This window comes from Dolichospermum sp. FACHB-1091 (assembly GCF_014697585.1).
GTDB lineage: Bacteria > Cyanobacteriota > Cyanobacteriia > Cyanobacteriales > Nostocaceae > Dolichospermum.
Genome location: NZ_JACJSB010000037.1, coordinates 18,993 through 38,332 on the forward strand (window position 1 = coordinate 18,993; position 19,340 = coordinate 38,332).

Annotated in this window: 18 protein-coding genes and 1 tRNA gene; 11 read left to right on the forward strand and 8 right to left on the reverse strand. The window is 37.6% G+C overall.

Annotation, left to right across the window (positions count from 1 at the left end; genetic code table 11):
- Nucleotides 1–63 precede the first annotated feature (63 nt).
- Nucleotides 64–151, forward strand: a tRNA-Ser gene (locus H6G25_RS18725).
- A 153-nt stretch (nt 152–304) separates the two neighbouring features.
- Here H6G25_RS18725 and H6G25_RS18730 read toward each other — a convergent pair.
- Nucleotides 305–610, reverse strand: a complete 306-nt coding sequence (locus tag H6G25_RS18730) for a hypothetical protein (protein WP_190393797.1) — start codon at nt 608–610, stop codon at nt 305–307.
- 182 nt (nt 611–792) lie between these two features.
- The gene (locus H6G25_RS18735; RefSeq protein WP_190393798.1) at nt 793–1,491 is read right to left on the reverse strand and encodes a response regulator transcription factor; all 699 of its coding nucleotides are present in this window, start codon (nt 1,489–1,491) and stop codon (nt 793–795) included.
- 19 nt (nt 1,492–1,510) lie between these two features.
- Here H6G25_RS18735 and H6G25_RS18740 point away from each other — a divergent pair, with 19 nt between their 5' ends.
- Entirely contained in the window at nt 1,511–2,881 is a 1,371-nt protein-coding gene (locus H6G25_RS18740) for an ATP-binding protein (protein WP_190372462.1), read from the forward strand.
- Between the two features lie 54 nt (nt 2,882–2,935).
- A complete protein-coding gene (locus tag H6G25_RS18745) occupies nt 2,936–4,327 on the forward strand; it encodes an amidase (RefSeq protein ID WP_190393809.1) in 1,392 nt (463 codons plus the stop codon).
- 112 nt (nt 4,328–4,439) lie between these two features.
- On the opposite strand, the gene H6G25_RS18750 is transcribed toward H6G25_RS18745, so the two are convergent.
- The 3 genes from H6G25_RS18750 to ilvC all read right to left on the reverse strand — a co-directional run bounded on the left by H6G25_RS18750 (nt 4,440) and on the right by ilvC (nt 7,318).
- Nucleotides 4,440–5,042, reverse strand: a complete 603-nt coding sequence (locus H6G25_RS18750) for a DUF4276 family protein (RefSeq protein WP_035372667.1) — start codon at nt 5,040–5,042, stop codon at nt 4,440–4,442.
- A complete protein-coding gene (locus H6G25_RS18755; protein ID WP_190393799.1) occupies nt 5,042–6,190 on the reverse strand; it encodes an ATP-binding protein in 1,149 nt (382 codons plus the stop codon). The genes H6G25_RS18750 and H6G25_RS18755 overlap by 1 nt, the downstream gene beginning before the upstream one ends.
- Nucleotides 6,191–6,322: 132 nt before the next feature.
- Complete coding sequence (gene ilvC / locus H6G25_RS18760; RefSeq protein ID WP_028082752.1) at nt 6,323–7,318, reverse strand: ketol-acid reductoisomerase; 996 nt, start codon at nt 7,316–7,318, stop codon at nt 6,323–6,325.
- Between the two features lie 275 nt (nt 7,319–7,593).
- Here ilvC and H6G25_RS18765 point away from each other — a divergent pair, with 275 nt between their 5' ends.
- The 6 genes from H6G25_RS18765 (at nt 7,594) to H6G25_RS18790 (ending at nt 12,178) form a co-directional block, all read left to right on the forward strand.
- Nucleotides 7,594–8,952 (forward strand): NAD(P)/FAD-dependent oxidoreductase, encoded by a 1,359-nt coding sequence (locus tag H6G25_RS18765; RefSeq protein WP_190393800.1) that lies wholly within the window; start codon nt 7,594–7,596, stop codon nt 8,950–8,952.
- Between the two features lie 179 nt (nt 8,953–9,131).
- Nucleotides 9,132–9,782, forward strand: a complete 651-nt coding sequence (locus tag H6G25_RS18770; protein WP_190393801.1) for a hypothetical protein — start codon at nt 9,132–9,134, stop codon at nt 9,780–9,782.
- Nucleotides 9,783–9,799: 17 nt separating this feature from the next.
- Nucleotides 9,800–10,216 (forward strand): PIN domain-containing protein, encoded by a 417-nt coding sequence (locus tag H6G25_RS18775; protein ID WP_028091755.1) that lies wholly within the window; start codon nt 9,800–9,802, stop codon nt 10,214–10,216.
- Nucleotides 10,217–10,279: 63 nt separating this feature from the next.
- The gene (locus H6G25_RS18780; RefSeq protein WP_028091754.1) at nt 10,280–10,564 is read left to right on the forward strand and encodes a UPF0175 family protein; all 285 of its coding nucleotides are present in this window, start codon (nt 10,280–10,282) and stop codon (nt 10,562–10,564) included.
- Between the two features lie 181 nt (nt 10,565–10,745).
- Nucleotides 10,746–11,513, forward strand: a complete 768-nt coding sequence (locus H6G25_RS18785) for a Uma2 family endonuclease (RefSeq protein WP_190393802.1) — start codon at nt 10,746–10,748, stop codon at nt 11,511–11,513.
- Nucleotides 11,514–11,683: 170 nt separating this feature from the next.
- On the forward strand, nt 11,684–12,178 hold the full coding sequence (locus H6G25_RS18790; protein WP_242035023.1) for a transposase: 495 nt from the start codon (nt 11,684–11,686) through the stop codon (nt 12,176–12,178).
- 178 nt (nt 12,179–12,356) lie between these two features.
- On the opposite strand, the gene H6G25_RS18795 is transcribed toward H6G25_RS18790, so the two are convergent.
- Complete coding sequence (locus H6G25_RS18795) at nt 12,357–15,485, reverse strand: efflux RND transporter permease subunit (RefSeq protein ID WP_190393803.1); 3,129 nt, start codon at nt 15,483–15,485, stop codon at nt 12,357–12,359.
- 39 nt (nt 15,486–15,524) lie between these two features.
- A complete protein-coding gene (locus tag H6G25_RS18800) occupies nt 15,525–16,847 on the reverse strand; it encodes an efflux RND transporter periplasmic adaptor subunit (RefSeq protein ID WP_190393804.1) in 1,323 nt (440 codons plus the stop codon).
- Nucleotides 16,848–17,101: 254 nt separating this feature from the next.
- On the opposite strand from H6G25_RS18800, the gene H6G25_RS21390 reads away from it, so the two are divergent.
- Nucleotides 17,102–17,242, forward strand: a complete 141-nt coding sequence (locus tag H6G25_RS21390) for a hypothetical protein (protein ID WP_347239220.1) — start codon at nt 17,102–17,104, stop codon at nt 17,240–17,242.
- A gap of 55 nt (nt 17,243–17,297) precedes the next feature.
- A complete protein-coding gene (locus H6G25_RS18805; protein WP_190393805.1) occupies nt 17,298–17,444 on the forward strand; it encodes a zinc ribbon domain-containing protein in 147 nt (48 codons plus the stop codon).
- Between the two features lie 159 nt (nt 17,445–17,603).
- Here the strand turns inward: H6G25_RS18805 and H6G25_RS18810 are convergent.
- On the reverse strand, nt 17,604–19,340 hold a 1,737-nt coding region (locus H6G25_RS18810), incomplete at its 5' end, for a calcium-binding protein (protein ID WP_190393806.1).

Consider the following 19,340-nt stretch of genomic DNA (forward strand, 5'->3'; position numbering starts at 1 on the left):
ATTTTTTAATAAAATAACTATTGACAAGCCCAAAAACTTCTGATAATATTGTTAGACATGACTGGAGAGGTGGCTGAGTGGTCGAAAGCGGCAGATTGCTAATCTGTTAAGGGATTATATCCCTTCGAGGGTTCGAATCCCTCCCTCTCCGTTTTTATAGCTAGTGGAATTAACAGGTCAGTTTCAACCTACCACTACCGCGACCTTCTTTTTTGGTGTTCATAAAAAATTAGATTTCCTCAAATACAAGAACGTTGATTTCTGACACCCTGTATTTTATTTAAGGACTAAAATATTTAGTCTTTTAAGCATCTTTAACTTGACTTGCAAAATTGCTAAAGCGGACAATGGAATTTAGCAGGGATGTATATTCCTGGGCGTTGATATGATAATTCTCGTTAAATTCATGCAACAATTGAATAATTGCAAAGGTTGTAGATTCTAGTTTTGCTCTTTTTTTAGCCGCTCTAACAGCCTGAGATTTACTATCATAAACATGATTATCGCTAATGCCGATTTGCTCATCTTCTATCCAACACTGAAAAATGTAACCTTTTGATGATGGTATGATTTCAATTAACCAACCATAATATGCGTACTGTAATTTCATGTTTTTTTCCCTAGTGACATCCATCTATGTTTAACCTCCTTTATTCACATCTGAACAGAACAACATTATAGAACCTATATATGCAATTATCGTGCAGGATTTGTGCAAAATTTGTGCAGATGAAAATACAGTCCCTTGCTTGTAAAATATTAGGTAAAATAAAAACTCTATCTCAAGAGGTATTATTCCTCTTTGAGACGATAACCTAAGCCATGAACTGTTTGAATTAAATCTTCTGAAGCACCTAAAACTCTGAGTTTTTGACGCAGAGACCGAATGTGAGACCTAAGAGTTTCTTCTGCGGGAGAGTCGTCTATTGACCAAACTTGTTCAATAATACTAGAACGACTTAATACTCGTCTGCCATTGGTCATCAATAATTCTAAAATAGCAAATTCTTTTGCGGTTAAGGAAATGGTGTAAGTATCATAAGTAGCTTCATAGGTACTTTGATTCAAACGTAGTTTACCCCAGGATAAACCGACTGTAATTGTCGAATTACCGCGTCTGAGTAAAGCGCGGATACGAGCCATTAATTCTTCTAAGTCAAATGGTTTGGAAACATAATCATCTGCACCCGCGTCCAAGCCAGCAATTTTGTCCGATATTGTATCACGGGCTGTTAACATGAGGACGGGTACACCTGAATTGCGATATGCTGAGTTGGTGGTGCTAGTATTACGTAAGCGTTGACAGAATTTCATTCCGTCCAGTTTGGGTAGTGTGACATCTAGGATAAATAAATTATACTTCATAGACTCGGCTAAATCCCAAGCTTCTTCACCGTCTCTAGCTACATCTACGATATAATGGCGGTTGGTTAAAGCTTCTGTTAATACTTCTGCTAATTGAGTATCATCTTCAACGATGAGAATTCGCATGATTATAAATTAGTATTTTATGAAATGGTCTTTACAAGGAAAATGGATTGCTGTAGGGTTTACTTTCACCCTTTTACTAATGAGTTTAGTTGTATTTGCTTCATTTAAGAATACATCTGAAATTAAACAAAGTGCTAATAGAGTGAATCATACTTACAAAACTCTGAATACGTTAACAAATTTTTATGCAGCAATGACGGTTGCAGAATCAGCGCGACGGGGGTATATTTTTATGGGAAGTAAACAGGATTTAGAACGGTATGAAAATGCGTTGATAAATATACATCATGGACTAAAATTGCTACAGAAGCAGATACATTTTAGCAGGAGTCAACAAGAAAGATTTACAATTTTTAACGCTTTGGTAAATCAAAGATTAGCCCTTTTAGAACAATCTATACAACTTTATCAAAAAGATAAAAATGCCATACAATCTCAAACTGAGATCACAGAGCGCAGTGTCAAAATCAGGGAACAAATTCTACCACTAATTTCTGACATTAAAGCGGAAGAACAAGATTATTTACAAAACTCTCTCCAAGAATCTGAATATATTATTCATTCAAGAATAGTCATAGAAATTTTGGCGACAATTTTAATTATTGTAGTCATTTCTGGTTTATGTATTATGCTTGAGCGTCAATGGGTAAAGCGTGATAAAATTAAATCTTTAGAATCTTCTCTATTTCAAGAAAAGAAAATTGGAGAAATGAAAGTTCAGATATTTTCTATGGTATCTCACGAATTTCGCACACCTTTGAGTGTGATTTTACTTTCTGCTCAATTATTAAGAGAATCTCTTAAGGATGTTATCAATGAAATACAATTTAAAAATCTCTCTCGTATTCAATACTCGGCTAAATTAATGAATCATATGTTAACTGATATATTAACTTTAACAAGAGCAGAAGCAGGTAAGTTGGATTGTAAAACTCAATTAATCAATATAGAAGATTTTTGTTTAAATTTGGTTGAAGATATACAAGTTTTTAATCCAGTAACCCATAAAATTATATTTATTAACGAAAGCGGAATTTTTCGGGGATATTTAGATGAAAAACTCCTATATTCTATGCTCACAAATTTACTATTAAATGCTATTAAATATTCAGATATTGGTAGTCAAATATCCTTGATTTTAAAATCAGAACCCAAATTTATCATCTTTCAAGTAATAGACAAAGGTATAGGAATTTCCCTGACAGAACAACAGAAAATATATGAGCCTTTTTATCGTTGTCAAAATGTTGATAATATCGTGGGAAGTGGTTTAGGATTATCTGTAGTCAAAAAATGCGTAGAATGTCATCAGGGAGAAATTAATTTAGAGAGTCAAGTAGGAATTGGGACAATTTTTACGATTAAAATTCCCCATCCCAATATAGGATAGGGATAATTATCAAAAATTCTGCTAAAGTAACAATAAATTAGCAAATTTATGTCCATGGATCATAATGATTTAGCTTTTACCCCAGCTTTAGAATTAGCGGAATTAATTCGACTGCGGGCAGTTTCACCCCTAGAGTTGGTAGAAGTATATTTAGAACGCATTGAACGCTTAAACCCCCAATTAGGAAGTTATTTCACAGTTACGGCAGATTTAGCCGTGGCTGATGCTAAAATCAAAACAGAATTACTCACAACAACTTCAGAATTACCCCCATTTTTTGGTGTACCAATTTCTATTAAAGACTTGAATGCAGTTGCAAATGTGACTTGCACGTATGGCAATTCAGCCCTGTTAAATAATATCGCTAATTACGATGATGGTGTAGTTACCAAAATTAAACAAGCTGGGTTTATTATTCTTGGTAAAACCGCAACCTCGGAATTAGGTTCTTTTCCTTACAGTGAACCTACGGGATTTACCCCAGCTAGAAACCCTTGGAATTTAGCATATACTCCTGGTGGTTCTAGTGGTGGTGCCGCAGCATCGGTAGCAGCGGGATTAAGTGCGATCGCTCAAGGTTCAGATGGTGGTGGTTCGATTCGTGGTCCTGCGGCTTGTTGTGGCGTAGTTGGAATTAAACCCGCTAAAGGTAGAGTGACTAAAGCCCCTGTAGGTGAAAACTTAGGTGGTATTGCTGTGGATGGACCCATTGCCCGTACTGTAGCTGACGCAGCGGCGATGTTAGATGTTATATCTGGATATGTCACAGGTGATCCCTATTGGTTATCAGATCCACAGCCGTCCTTTCTGAATGCAACTGAGGTTAAATTAAATCCTCTTAAAATTGCTTTTAGTACCAAGATCATGCCTTTCGGAGAAGCTGATATAAATTGTCAACAGGGAGTATTAAAAACAGTCCAGTTATTAGAACAATTTGGACATCAAATTACGGAACAATACCCAGATTTTAGCCGGTTAATTGAACCATTTAAAGTAGTTTGGCAAGCAGGAGTAGCAGTTGCAGGAATCCCCTCAGCAGCCTTGCAACCATTAAACCGCTGGTTATTAGCAAAAAATGGTTCTGTAGGTGAATATCTGCAAGCACTAGCCCAAATGCAGATTGTCTCCCGGCAGATTGTCGCGTTTTTTGATACCATAGATGTACTAGTATTACCAGTTTATCTCCATTCTCCCATTTGCGTGGGAGAATGGGCAGATTTGAGTCCAGAAGAGACATTTGCTAAAATTGTCCATTGGGTTGCCCCTTGTCCTGTTGCAAATGCTACCGGATTACCTGCGATCGCCCTGCCGATGGGTTTCGATAATAACGGTTTACCCATAAGTGTACAATTAATTGGTAAACCTGCGGCCGAGTCTACTTTAATTAGTTTAGCAGCCCAATTAGAAGCGGCCAACCCTTGGATTCAACATCGGCCAGCACTTTAAGTCTAAATCGTCAAAATCAGGATTTACAGGATTTGAGAACTTACAGGATGGGAATTAAAATATATCTTCAGAAAATTTTTCAATGGTAGGATGAAAATCCTGCCCCTTTCCTTCATATTGGCTCAAATTTAGATATAGCATTGATAGCCCTTTGTAAGCTTGGGGAACATAACTTAGCTACTTCCATTTGCCAGTAGTTATTAACAAAGTAAATTAACTGTCCATTATAGTCTCTACCTACCTTTGCTGTGCTATTAGACCGTGGAACTATAGCCTCATGCAATTCACGGTTTTTAGATTTTCTCGCAATATTAATCAATGTTTGTTTCGGATCACTAATTTCGTCTACATTTTGAGGAATCAATGTTTGTGAAACTCCCAAGAATTTAGCAAAGTTTTTACTATCAGCTAAAAGCCATGCTTCTACTTCCCTAACAGCAATACGAAACAAAAGATTAGGATGTTTCGTATATGGTAGCCATTCCTGAATTAGTTCCTGTGGACACTCTGCTCTATCAAGGTCTGTTAAAACTATATAAGGTGTTCCTTGAGCAGCATTATTAAATCCTTTTATATTCTTCTTAAGATAGCCGAAACCATGTTTAGAATAACAATTACCCACTATATAACGGCGATTTGACTGGTGTAAAATTGTCCGCAATACAGCTTCACTCAGTGGGTCTTCAACAGCTAAATTAATAGGTATTAAATCCACTATAAATGAATCTCCAATTGATTAATTTCAGATGGTTTAGTTAATGGCAATACGGCTTCAGCTATGCTTAAACCGCCTTCTAGCAGATCACGGACATTATCAATTGAAGATGCTGTAGTAACTTTAGTCCCTTCTAAGCTCGGTGTTAAAAGTAATATTTCTTCACCCCCAATTCCCTCGTCTTCGAGTAGATCCGCGCTATGTGTAGTGAGTATTATTTGTCTTTTTTTCTGACGTTGAATTCGATACATTAAAGAAGGTAATTTTTTAACTATTGCTGCATTTAAAGATAACTCTGGTTCTTCAAGAAGCAGCAGTGAATCACTTTCTAGTAATGACCACAGCAAGCCAATTAGACGTAATGTTCCATCTGAAAATTGATCTTCTCTTTGTTTGCCGGCTTGAGGTCGCCAATGCTCATATACTGCTTCTAAATGAGGAACACCCATTTCATCTTTTATATCAGTAAGATGTTTCAATTGGGGAACAGCAGAACGCAAAGCATTTTCAATCTTTGTTAGTCGAGATTTGCGAGTCTTTTCAGGAGTTTTGGTAATGCGTTCTAGAAAACTTCTGCCAAAAGGATCTTCTGAAATTCCCGGTCCAGAAAACACCTCTGGATAACGAAGTAACTGCGGTACAAGGTGTAGATAGAGAACTGATTCAAAAAACTTAGCAATTTCTCGAAAATTACCATTAGCACTAATTTGCTCCAAGTGGGTCTGTGTTCGTCGTAATTCATCTTTTTCATCGTCTATATCTGGTCTATCAACTATTATTTCATTTCCCTTCCATACACGCTCGTAGGCTAAAATAGGTTGACGATAACCTCTAGTTTGTTGTGTTATGCCAATAGCATATTTCCATATAGGTTGATGACTAGAATAATCAGACAGGTGTACTTCAATTTCAATTTTGGGATTTTGCCGCGCTGACAAACAACGAATTTTAGATACTCCTCCACGCTCTTTTACCGCTGTTTGTAAACCACCTCCAGGTTTGGCAATGTCACGTAAAAAGCGAAATACATCCAGAAAATTAGATTTACCACAGGCGTTAGGACCAATTATAAAAACTCTGTCTCCTAATCCAACATCAACTGACAGAAAATTACGCCAATTCTTGAGTATTATATGAGAAATAAACATTATGAATAAAGATAAGATTGCAGCAGACCTATCTTTTTATTTTATCATAGCTATTTTCCAGGTAGCAATCCCTAAATAGAGATTAAGAGGTAATTGATGATTACCAATCACCTCTTTGACAATTATCCGAAATTAAGCTTTCTTCAACCAACTAAACATAGCGCGTAAATCCTTACCGACTGCTTCAATAGGATGTTCAGCTTCTTGACGACGCATAGCAGTAAAACCAGGTTTACCCGCTTGGTTTTCTAAGACAAATTCCCGCGCAAATTGTCCAGATTGGATTTCGCTGAGGATTTTCTTCATTTCCGCTTTAGTTTGAGAGGTGACAACACGGGGACCACGAGTATAATCACCATATTCTGCGGTATTAGAAATACTATCGCGCATTGTCGCTAAACCACCTTCTACCACCAAATCAACAATTAACTTGACTTCGTGCAGACATTCAAAATAAGCTAATTCTGGTTGATATCCTGCTTCTACCAGGGTTTCAAAACCGGCTTTAATTAAAGCACTCAAACCACCACATAATACCGCTTGTTCCCCAAATAAATCGGTTTCGGTTTCTTCCCGGAAAGTGGTTTCTAAAATACCTGCCCGTGTACCACCAATACCTCTAGCATAGGCCATAGCGCGATCGCGTGCTTTACCGGTTGCGTCTTGATAAACTGCGAATAATGCGGGTACACCTTGTCCTTGTTCGTAAGTACGACGGACTAAATGTCCGGGTCCTTTAGGTGCAACCATGACGACATCAACATCAGCGGGGGGGATAACCTGTGCAAAATGGATATTAAAGCCGTGTGCAAAAGCTAAAACGTTTCCAGCCTCTAAATTTGGTTCAATTTCGGTTTTATAAATTGTTTTTTGGACTTCATCAGGTAATAAAATCATGATGAAATCAGCAGCTTTGGCTGCGTCACCAACATTTTTTACAGTCAAGCCAGCAGCTTCGGCTTTCGCTGTGGACTTACTACCGGGATATAATCCCACAATCACATTAACACCGCTATCTTTTAGATTGAGCGCGTGAGCATGACCTTGAGAACCATAACCAATAATAGCAACAGTCTTACCCGCTAAAAGGTCTAAATTAGCATCTTCATCATAATACATACGCGCCATAGAAGCATCTCCTGTCCGTAAAGGTTGTCATGAAATTGGCAGAATTTTGATTGTATCGCAAATTGGTCAGTTGTTTGTTGTTAATTGTTCATTGGTATTTTTCTCCTTTCTTCCTCCTAACTCTTGACCACTGACCACCGACCACTGACCACTGACTAATCCCCTACGTTTACTTTTTTTTCAGAAGTTCAAGATAAACAGAAATAATTATGACAATTTTGATACAAATTTGTTAAGAATAGTTACAACACCTGTTATCCAAGGAAATATCTGTTATGGTTGATCTATCTGACAAAAAACCAGTCCACCAAGTCGTGATTATTGGCGGTGGTTTTGGTGGCTTATATGCTGCCAAATCTTTAGCCAAGGCCAATGTACAAATCACGCTCATTGATAAACGCAATTTTCACCTCTTTCAACCACTGCTGTACCAAGTCGCTACAGGTGCTTTATCCCCAGCAGATATCTCCTCTCCCTTGCGTTCTGTCCTCAGCAAAAGCAAAAATACAAAGGTATTGTTAGGTGAAGTTCATGATATTGACCCCAAAGCCCAGAATGTGATAGTCAAAGGGGAATCTGTCCATTATGATACCCTAATTGTCGCCACAGGGGCAAAGCATTCCTATTTTGGTAAGGATAACTGGGAAGAATTTGCACCCGGTTTAAAGACTGTTGAGGACGCTATTGAAATGCGTCGGCGAATTTTTATGGCCTTTGAAGCTGCTGAAAACGAAAGCGACCCCATTAAACGTCAAGCTTTATTAACTTTTGTAATTGTCGGCGGTGGTCCAACTGGAGTAGAATTAGCGGGAGCAATTGCAGAATTAGCCACTAAAACCCTCAAAGAGGATTTTCGCAACATTGACACATCAGAAACCAGAGTTTTATTATTAGAAGGTTTAGATCGTGTTCTTCCTCCCTTCGCACCCGAATTATCTCAGACAGCAGAAGTATCATTAAAGGCTTTGGGTGTAGATGTGCAAACCAAAACCTTAGTAACACATATTGAAAATGATATTGTTACAATCAAACAAGGTGATGAAGTCAAAGAAATTGCAGCTAAAACCGTATTGTGGGCTGCTGGTGTAAAAGCTTCACCTATGGGTAAAGTGTTAACGGATAGGACTGGAGTAGAAAGCGATCGCGCTGGTCGTGTTATAGTAGAACCGGATTTGAGTATTAAGGGATATCCTAACATCTTTGTAGTTGGTGACTTAGCCAACTTCTGCCATCAAAATGATAAACCCTTACCGGGAGTTGCACCAGTGGCCATGCAGGAAGGGGAATATGTAGCTAAACTGATTCAAAAACGCCTGAAAGGTGAAACATTACGCCAGTTTAAATATGTAGATAGAGGTAGTTTAGCAATGATTGGTCAACACGCTGCCGTTGTTGATTTAGGATTTATTCAACTCCGAGGTTTCTTTGCGTGGTTTGTGTGGTTATTCATTCATATCTACTTCCTCATTGAGTTTGACAACAAGTTAGTCGTCATGATTCAATGGTTATGGAATTATTTTACCCGTAATCGTAGCGCCAGATTAATTACAGGTAAAGAAGCCATTGCACCTATCCCAATTGCCAATAATCAGAGTCACACACCAATTGTCACCAAAAAGCCGTTGAATGTGTAGTTTTATAAAGTGGGTTAATAACCCACTATCCCGATTTAGATGTAATCTCTAATTGGCAAGGAATGCGGGCTTATGGGAATACGCCCGTAAATTTTGCCAATAATTATATTGTAGTATCTAAATTCTGATATACTATAACCAGTAAGAGTTTTTACTATTTCACTTATTGGATTAAAAATATGTCCAGCACGATCTTAAAAGCTAAAGATATAGAAAATGCAAAACAAATAATTGCTAACGATTTGGAAGAAACTATCAGATTTTTGAATCGTTGTGGGGGATTTAATTCTAGAAATAATAAGGAGAAGAATAAATTTGATGAATATATTAAAATTGCTCAAGGAAAAGGCAAATCTCTTGTAGAACTCAAGCAAGATTTATTATTAGGAAAGAAGAAATTTCAAAAAGGAATGCAAATTTTATTAGAAATTACCGAAAGTAATGAAGCACAAAATTTTTTTGAAAGGAATATTCGAGCATTAAATTTACTGACAGAATCTGTTATTGAATGTTGGGATTTTTATTCATCAGATACAAAAGAGTTTTTAAGAAAATTTGCCTTAGATGCTGCTGAATTTAATAGAGGATCAAAAAATATTTTGATAAATGGTGAAGAATGGAAAATCATTGAAGAAGTAGTCAAACAACATGAAAAAGCACTACAGAGATTTATCAACTCTGTTACAGGAGCGATAGATTGGAAAAATTGTAAAACAGATTTAGGAAGAAAACTTTTTAAAATTAAAGAAAAAATAATTCTGTCTGGAGAACCGCTTTTAACTTCAGCAGAATTTGATCAATATCTTGAAGAAGAAACAGAAAATAACTAAATAAACAATTTAATCGGGTGAAAAGAACTTATATAGATTCCTGCGTATTAATAGCAGCAGCAACATTAGATAATAGTGATCCAATCTGCCAAGAAGCTTTAAAGATTTTAGGTAGTGCGGAACGCTATTTTATTTCTAGTTATTATGTCAAATTTGAAATATTACCTCATGCTATCAGAAATAAAAGAAAACTAGAAGCAGAGTTTTATGAAACATTTTTTGATAGTGTACAAGAATGGGTAGAACCCAATCAAAAATTATTAGAATGTGCGTATAACGAAATTATTACAAATAATAATGGATTGAGTGGAATTGATGCAATTCATGTTGCTGCTGCGTTGCTAGGAAAAGCAGATGAGTTAATTACCGCCGAAAAAAGAGAAAAGCCAATTTGTCAAGTTAAATCAATTAAAGTGATTTCATTGAGAAAATAATTGATTGTTATAGTAAGTGGTTTAAAGATTAAAATGAAAATGTGTAATTAGGAGATTTTGGTAATGGCTTTAACAATTTTAGATGAGCAATTAGAAAGTATTCAGCTTTCGGCTGAGGTTCAGGAAAAAGCTTTACAAAAAGCTAAAGAAGGTTATGTAATGACATTATTAGAGGTAGGAGAAATTAGCAGTGGCAGGGCGGGGAAAATTCTTGGTGTTTCTCGTTTAGAGGTAATAGAAATGATGAAAAAATGGGGTATTTCTCTTTTTGATGATTCTCAAAATTTGGAGGAATTACGTCAAGAAGTGGAACAGGCAGAGTTAATTTTAAATCAGCAGATTTCTTAAATGATTATTGTTTCTGATACTACGCCAATTAGCGAGTTAGCAAAAGTGGATCATCTTTATGTCCAGGTTTTGACTTTAGCACAGGAAAAAGACGGGGAATAATATGCGAATATTGCATTTCTAAACCGAATCATCTTGCGACATAATAGAAATAGAAATTCTATCTTTAGGATTGTTAAGAATGTATCAAACAGATCCGCCACTTTCCCCTAAAGAAACATTACCGACAATGTATGATCTTCCTAGCGAAGACCCGGAGGAACCTGGTTTACCAGATCAATTTCATTTATTCCAACCACAATTATTAGCAGAAACATTCCGTCCAGCAAATTATCCTAGCGACCAAATATTTACAGGAAGTGATCTGAATCTTTATTATGATTTGCGTCACCCTTCATGGTATAAACGTCCAGATTGGTTTGCAGTGTTAGGTGTTCCCTCACTTTATGACAATAGAGATTTGCGGTTAAGTTATGTAGTTTGGCAAGAAGCAGTTAATCCTTATATTGTCGTTGAATTACTCTCACCAGGAACAGAAAAAGAAGACTTAGGGCAAACATTAAGAGATGTCGAAAAACCTCCTGGTAAATGGGAAGTTTACGAACAAATTTTAAGAGTACCCTATTACGCTATCTTTGATCGTTATAAATCTGAATTTAGAATGTTTCAGTTAACAGGCGCTCGTTATGCTGAAGTAAACTTATCAGATTTTCGGTTTTGGATTCCTGAAATAAAATTAGGTTTAGGAGTGTGGCAAGGAAGTTATAAAACTGTGGAAATGCCTTGGTTACGTTGGTATGATCAAAACGGTAATTGGATGTTAACCAGCACAGAAGAGGAAAAAGAAAAAGCTGAACGAGAAACACAAAAGTTAGAACAAGAAAGGCAAAAAACCCAAAGATTAATTGCCCAACTGCGTGCGCTTGGTGTTGAACCTGATTTAGAATAAACAAAATCTCACATCTTCTCGTTCTTCTCGTTCCCAGTCTCCGACTGGGAATGCCATTAGAGGCTCTGCCTCCTAATATTCCATCATTATTCTCGTTCCCAGACTCTGACTGGAAATGCCATTAGAGGCTCTGCCTCAACCTCCATACCACTATCAATCAAAGAAATACAATGGGACGCAGCCGCTATCATGTATTAGGAACTCAACCGCACTTCCTCACCTGCACATTAGTAAATTGGATGCCATTATTTGGTAACATGGAAATTGTCCAAATTATCATAGATTCCCTTAACTTTCTCCCACGTCAGCAGCGTTTGAAATTGTACGGTTACGTAATCATGGAAAATCATCTGCATCTTATTGCTGCTGCTGCCAACTTATCTAAAGAAATAGGCAATTTTAAATCATTTACTGCTCGTTCTATTATTGATTTACTTGAGAAAAATAACGCTAACTATATACTTAACCAACTAGAATTTCATAAATTAAAACATAAAATAAAACAAGATTATCAACTTTGGCAAGAAGGTTTTTATCCCCAAGCAATTGCTAATGAAGAAATGTTGATCCAAAAATTAGAATATATTCATACAGCACTTCCCGATGTTATGAGGTACAAGAACCCCACCCCCAACCCCCTCCCCGCAAGCGAGGAGGGGGCTTAAGATGTACCTCATAAGAGCGGAAACCCCTGTAATAATCCGGTCCGACGTGGTTATGTTGATGAGTCATCTCATTGGCGTTATTCTAGTTATCGGAATTATATGGAATTACCAAGTTTATTAGAGGTGGAATTGATTGATTTGTGAGGCAGAGCCTCTTGATAGCATTCCTAGCCGGAGACTAGGAACGAGGGAAAACTGGTTGTAAACGTTGACGAATTTTGCCAATTATAATATAAAGAATTGGCACAATAAATAAGCTTAGAAAAGTTGCCACAAACATTCCTCCAAATACCGCAGTACCCAAAGATTGACGACTTGCAGCACCTGCACCTGTAGCAGTTACTAGGGGGAAAATTCCTAGTAAAGTCGAAAATGCAGTCATCAAAATTGGACGTAAACGACCTTTTGATGCTTCTACTGCTGCTTTGGTAATTGATAAACCTTGATTTTCTTGTAATTGGTTAGCAAATTCCACAATTAAAATTGCGTTTTTACTGGCTAAACCTATTAACATGACTAACCCAACTTGACAAAATACATCATTATTTAAACCTCGTAATGATAGTGATGCTAAAGCTCCCATAATGGCTAAGGGAACTGATAACATAATAATTAAAGGGTCAACATAATTTTCATATTGAGCAGCTAATACCAAAAAGACAAAAAGTAATCCTAAAACAAAAATAATTGGCGCTTGTCCTCCCGATTCTTTTTCCTGAGCAACAATACCTGACCATTCATATCCCATACTAGTAGGTAATATTTTCTTGGCCAATTGTTCCATGGTCAAAGTTGCTTGTCCAGAACTAAAACCAGGAGCAGGAGAACCATTAATTTCAATAGAACGAAATAAGTTATAATGATTAATAGTTTGCGCTCCTGTTGTTGGAGTTAATTTTACTAAACTACTCAAAGGAATCATTTGATTAGTTGCAGAACGGACATTTAATAAGCCAATATCATTAGGATTAGAACGAAACTGAGCATCTGCTTGAATATATACCCGATATGTGCGAGAAAGGAAATTAAAATCATTGACATATCGTGAACCTAAATAAGTTTGGAGGGTTTTAAAAATATCGTCAATGGAAACTTGTAGAGATTTAGCTTTATTGCGGTCTACTTCAATTAAAATTTGTGGTGTATTCGCGGTAAATGTGCTAAATACAGCTTGTAGTCCTGGGGTTTGATTACCCTGCATCATAAACTGACCAACGGTTTGCAGCATAGAATTTAAGCTGTTAGTGCCGGCTATATCTTGTAACTGAAATTGGAAACCGCTAAAACTACCTAAACCGCGAATTGCGGGAGGGTTAACAGGGAAAACTCTCGCTTCGGTAATTCCTGACAAGGTTTTTCTTAAATTACCAATAATAGCTTGTACAGATTGATTTGGTTTTTTCCGTTCATTCCATGATTTAAGAGTTGTAAAAATTACTCCGCTATTGGCGCTGCTACCACTAAAACCAAAACCACCAATCGCAAAAGTACCTGTAACTTCAGGTAATTTGAGAATTTCTGTTTCTACCTGACTCATGAATTTACTGGTATATTTAAGTGAAGAACCCTCTGGACCTTGGATAATAGTAATGAAATAACCTTGGTCTTCGTCCGGTAGAAATGCTGTAGGTACAGTCATATACAGCCAAGCTGTGACACCTAATAAACCAATAAATACTAGAACAACTATGGCTTTAACTCTTGTTAAAATTATTAAAGATCCTTCATAACCCCGACCCATGGCTTCTAAAAACCAGTTAATGCCACCGAATACCCAGCCGAAAATGCCTCTAGCTGCGGGTCTTTGCCGTAATAACAAGGCTGAAAGAGAGGGAGTGAGGGTGAGAGCCAAAAATGTGGAAATGGCGATAGAAAAGGCAATTGTCAGGGCAAATTGTTTGTAAATTTGTCCAGTCGCACCTGGGAAAAAGGCTACAGGGACAAACACCGCCATTAATACCAGAGAAGTAGCAATTACAGCCCCAAATAGCTCTTCCATGGAGACTGAAGCAGCTTGACGGGGTGACATTCCTTGATCTTGAATTAAGCGAGAAATATTTTCGACAACAATAATCGCATCATCAACTACCATACCCGTTGCTAGGGTTAAACCAAACATGGTTAAGGTATTCACAGAAAAACCAAAGGCTTTGACAAAGGCAAAAGTCCCTACTAAAGAGAGGGGAATAGTAATAACGGGTATTAATGTAGTTCGCCAGTCTTGTAAGAAGATAAAGATAACGAGGACTACCAGTATAATGGCTTCTAAAAGGGTTTTTACTACTTCTGCTAAGGATTCTTCTACAATTGTAGTGGTGTCAAAGGCTACCTGATATTTCATTCCTGGGGGAAAACTTTGGGACAGTCGCCCCATTTCCTTTTTGACTAAATTGGCCACGTTTAAGACATTACTTCCCGGTGTCGGAAATATCCCAATTCCTACACCTTCATTTCCCTTAAAACGGAGAAATGAGTTATAGTTTTGAGCGCCAAGTTCTGCTCTTCCCACGTCTTTTAATTTAATTAAACTACCGTCAGCCGCAGTTTTAACCACTAAATTATCAAATTCTTCCACTTGCGTGAGTCTACTAACTGCCCTTAAATCAATTTGATACATTTGACCATCTAAGGCTGGCTGTTGTCCAATTTGTCCCGCACCTACCTGTAGATTTTGTTCATTAAGGGCATTAATAATATCATTAGTGGTTAGATTCCGACTAGCGAGTTTATTCGGGTCAAGCCATAGACGCATCGCATATCGGCGTTCACCAAAAATCCGCGCCTCACTTACCCCTTTAATCCGTTTAAGGATATCTACTATATATAAATCTGCATAATTACTTAAAAAGACATTATTTAAGGCTTTATTATTACTGTATAAACCTATTGCTAACAAAATGTTATTAGACTGTTTACTCACAGTTACTCCTGTTTGCTTGACAGATTCTGGTAACTGGGGTTCAGCGGAAGTGACGCGGTTTTGTACGTCTACGGCGGCAATATCTTTGTCACGAGAGGCATCAAATGTTACAGTGATTGTACTACTGCCATCATTACTACTGCTGGAAGTCATATATTTAATGCCTTCAACACCGTTAATTTGCCGTTCTAAGATGGTTGTTACGGTATTTTCGACAATTTCCGCACTAGCGCCAATATAATTAGAACTGACGATAATCTGCGTAGGACTAATTTCTGGATACTGAGCGGTGGGTAAGGTGGGAATACTAATTGCACCGACGAGTAAAATGATAATAGCGCAAACACTAGTAAATACAGGTCGCTTAATAAAAAAGTCAACAAACATAATTAATTTGTCTTTTGGATTTTGTATTTTTTCAAATTCTTATCTTTTCTCTGTTTCGTTATTTTCAGGAATGATTGGTAGTCCGTCTCTGAGATTTTGCACTCCTGAAATAATCAATTTTTCATCTTTTTGTAGTCCAGAAATTACCTGATAATTATTACCTTGAATATTTCCTAATTTCACTTGTTTTTGTTTAGCTATTAATTGGGAAACACCTTGAGGAGATTTTTCTGTTTGGGCTACAAATACAAAGGTTTCTCCAGCTATTCGAGATATTGATGTCGTAGGAATTATAACACCAGAACGTTTACTCCAAATTACTTTTGCCCGAATCATTTGATCTGCTCGCAGTTGTCCTTGAGAATTATCATAAAGTGCTTTAACTAATATTGATTGAGAATTATTAGTAATATTAGGAGAAATAAAGAATATACTACTATTACCTATAATTTGACCTTGAGCATTAATTAATTCTACTGGTAGTCCTTGACGCAATTGTGTACCTTTTTCCAAAGGAACAGGAATTTTCACTTCTAAAGGTCGGTTTTGGGTAATAGTGGCTAATGGTGTGGAAGTATTGGCAAAATCACCCACTTTTACGGGAATATCGCCAACAATTCCCGCAAAAGGAGCAGTAATTTTGTAATATTGAAGTTGAACTTGTTGTTGTCTAATATTGGCATCAGCTTGCAGTAAAGATTTTTCTACCTGGGATATGGTAGCCATTTGGGCTTGAATGCGAGCCTCTATAGCCCCTAATCGGGCTTTTGCTGTCGCCAGCTTGTTAGCATACAAATCTTTAGTTTGACGAGATACAGCCCCTTGTGCAGCTAATTCAGAATAGCGATTATAGTCTTGTTGATTTAAACTTACATCTGCAACATTAGCTAACCGTTCTGCTTGTAAAGATTTTAGAGTAGCGCGAGCGTTTTCTAGTTGTGCTTGAGAACCTTGACCAGCAGCAAATAAACTACTAACTGCGGCTTGTTGTTGTCGAGAATCTATTTGTACAATCGCAGCACCAGAAGAAACTAAATCTCCTGACTTGACGAATATTTGCGAAACCTGACCTTGAATTCTGGGTTGAAGACTGACTGAACGCCGAGATTCTAGACTGGCTAAATATTCTGTACTATCTTCAACTGTACCTGTTTGCACTGGTGATAGTTTAACTTTGACCCCCGGAGGTGGAGTATTAGCCACTGCTGGACTGGGTTTTTCAGGAGTTAGTAATCTCCATGCTATCCCACTTCCACCCCCAATCAACAATAGTGCAGCTAATAGTAATCGCGGCCACCGGCTTGATTTAGAAGGAGACGGGGAAATTTCTTTAACATCAGTGTGAGGTTCGGGTAATGTCATAATTGATAACAAGTTGAAGGAACGAATCGTGAAAACACTATCTGTATCTGCATTATTACGATTTTTTACAATCTAATGTAGGTCAATTTAGGTTAATTTAGGTTAATTATAGATATTTGGTAAGTTAATTGAGCATGGTTAGCAAGAAAGAACGTGAATTAAGTATTTGATGAAATCGGCATCAAAAAGTCGGTTCTAATAATTACATAAAAGCCTAAATCAAAATAGGAAGACTAAATCAAAAAATAGCTAATATTACGAAAGACACATTACACAAACTCACTACTTATATCAGCAAAAACCACGCAGTTATAGGGATAAAAGATTTAAATATATCAGGAATGTTAGCTAATGGTAAGTTGTCTAAAGCGATAGCTGACTCTATGTTTTTATGAGTTCCATCGTTAATTAGAATACAAAACTCAACTATATCGCAGTAAGTTAGTAATTGTGGATAGATTTTATCCTAGTAGTAACACTTGCTCACATTGTGGTATTAAGGCATCTCTGTCACTGTCTCAAAGAGTGTTTCAATGTGATAACTGTGGGTTTAAGCGTGATATAGATGTCAATGCTGCGATTAATTTAGAAAAATAAGTGATTAGATTGACCGTGCTAGAGACGTTCCATGGAACGTCTCTACATAGTGCCGACACTTCTAGAATGAAGCATGAAGAAAAAGCTGGCTATTATTAGCTTATGTTAGCTTTTTTGTATCGGACACCTGGCGCGTCGAAAGTGGATTGTAACTCCAGATTAAGCAATAATCACAAAATCGTTAGGAGTCAAAGGATCTACAACTGCAAACTCACCACCAGTACCAAAACCTGCTGTAGCGCCATCTTGGTTATAGAAGAGACTACCGCTGCTTAGACTATAAACAATCTTGGCGGTGCTATCTCCTGCGAATTCATCATCTTCAACATAGCCAAAGTCTGACACATCGCTAAATCCTGCACCGACATTACTGATTAGATCAAATACTGTTTTACTCAGAACTAACTGGTCAATTCCTGTGGAGAAGTCAGCAATGATGTCTACTCCATTACCAGTTGTATTAAAAGGATTAAATCCACTGAATATAAACTGGTCACTACCAGCGCCACCAAGCAAATTGTTACTACCCAGACCACCAGTGAGGGAGTCATCACCATCTCCACCGGTGAGGAGGTCATTACCATCTCCGCCAAACAAGAAGTCATTACCAGTACTTCCAGTGAGGATGTCATCACCTAGACCACCTTCTAAGGTGTTGTTCAGACTATTGCCAATGAGGCGGTCATTACCATCACCACCGATTGCGTTTTCAATCGCGTCTACTGCGGTTAATACGACTTTTGTATTTGTATTAGCATCAACGTTTTGAGCAAAGCTGACACCCAGATTCAGACGGATAGATGTTGTAGCAGCCGTACCAGCAAAGCTAATGGTATCTACTCCAGATTCATCTATAATGGTGTCCGTACCCAGTCCAATCCCATTGATGGTGAAAATATAAGTATCATCACCAGCCCCACCAATTAAGGTATCTGTACCAGCACCACCATTGAGGATGTTATTAGCACCGTTACCGGTAATGACGTTATTACCCGCGTTACCAGTACCGTTAATTGCTGTTCCTGTCAGTGTCAGGTTTTCAACGTTAGCAAGAGCCGCAATGGTGTAAGTAACACTAGATTGAATGGTATCTGTACCACCACTGGCATTTTCGGTAATGGTGTCAGTGGTGCTATCTACAACGTAAATATCATTGCCTAAACCACCAATTAAGGTATCAATACCAGCACCACCGTTGAGGATGTTATTAGCACCGTTACCAGTGATAACGTTATTACCTGCGTTACCAGTACCGTTAATTGCTGTTCCTGTCAGTGTCAGGTTTTCAACGTTAGCAAGAGCCGCAATGGTGTAAGTAACACTAGATTGAATGGTATCTGTACCACCACTGGCATTTTCGGTAATGGTGTCAGTGGTGCTATCTACAACGTAAATATCGTCACCAGCCCCACCAATTAAGGTATCTGTACCTGCACCACCATTGAGGATGTTATTAGCACCGTTACCAGTAATGACGTTATTACCCCCGTTACCAGTACCGTTAATTGCTGCTGTTCCTGTTAAAGTCAGGTTTTCAACGTTAGCAAGAGCCGCAATGGTGTAAGTAACACTAGATTGAATGGTATCTGTACCACCACTGGCATTTTCGGTAATGGTGTCAGTGGTGCTATCTACAACGTAAATATCATTGCCTAAACCACCAATTAAGGTATCTGTACCTGCACCACCGTTGAGGATGTTATTAGCACCGTTACCAGTAATGACGTTATTACCCGCGTTACCAGTACCGTTAATTGCTGCTGTTCCTGTTAAAGTCAGGTTTTCAACGTTAGCAAGAGCCGCAATGGTGTAAGTAACACTAGATTGAATGGTATCTGTACCACCACTGGCATTTTCGGTAATGGTGTCAGTGGTGCTATCTACAACGTAAATATC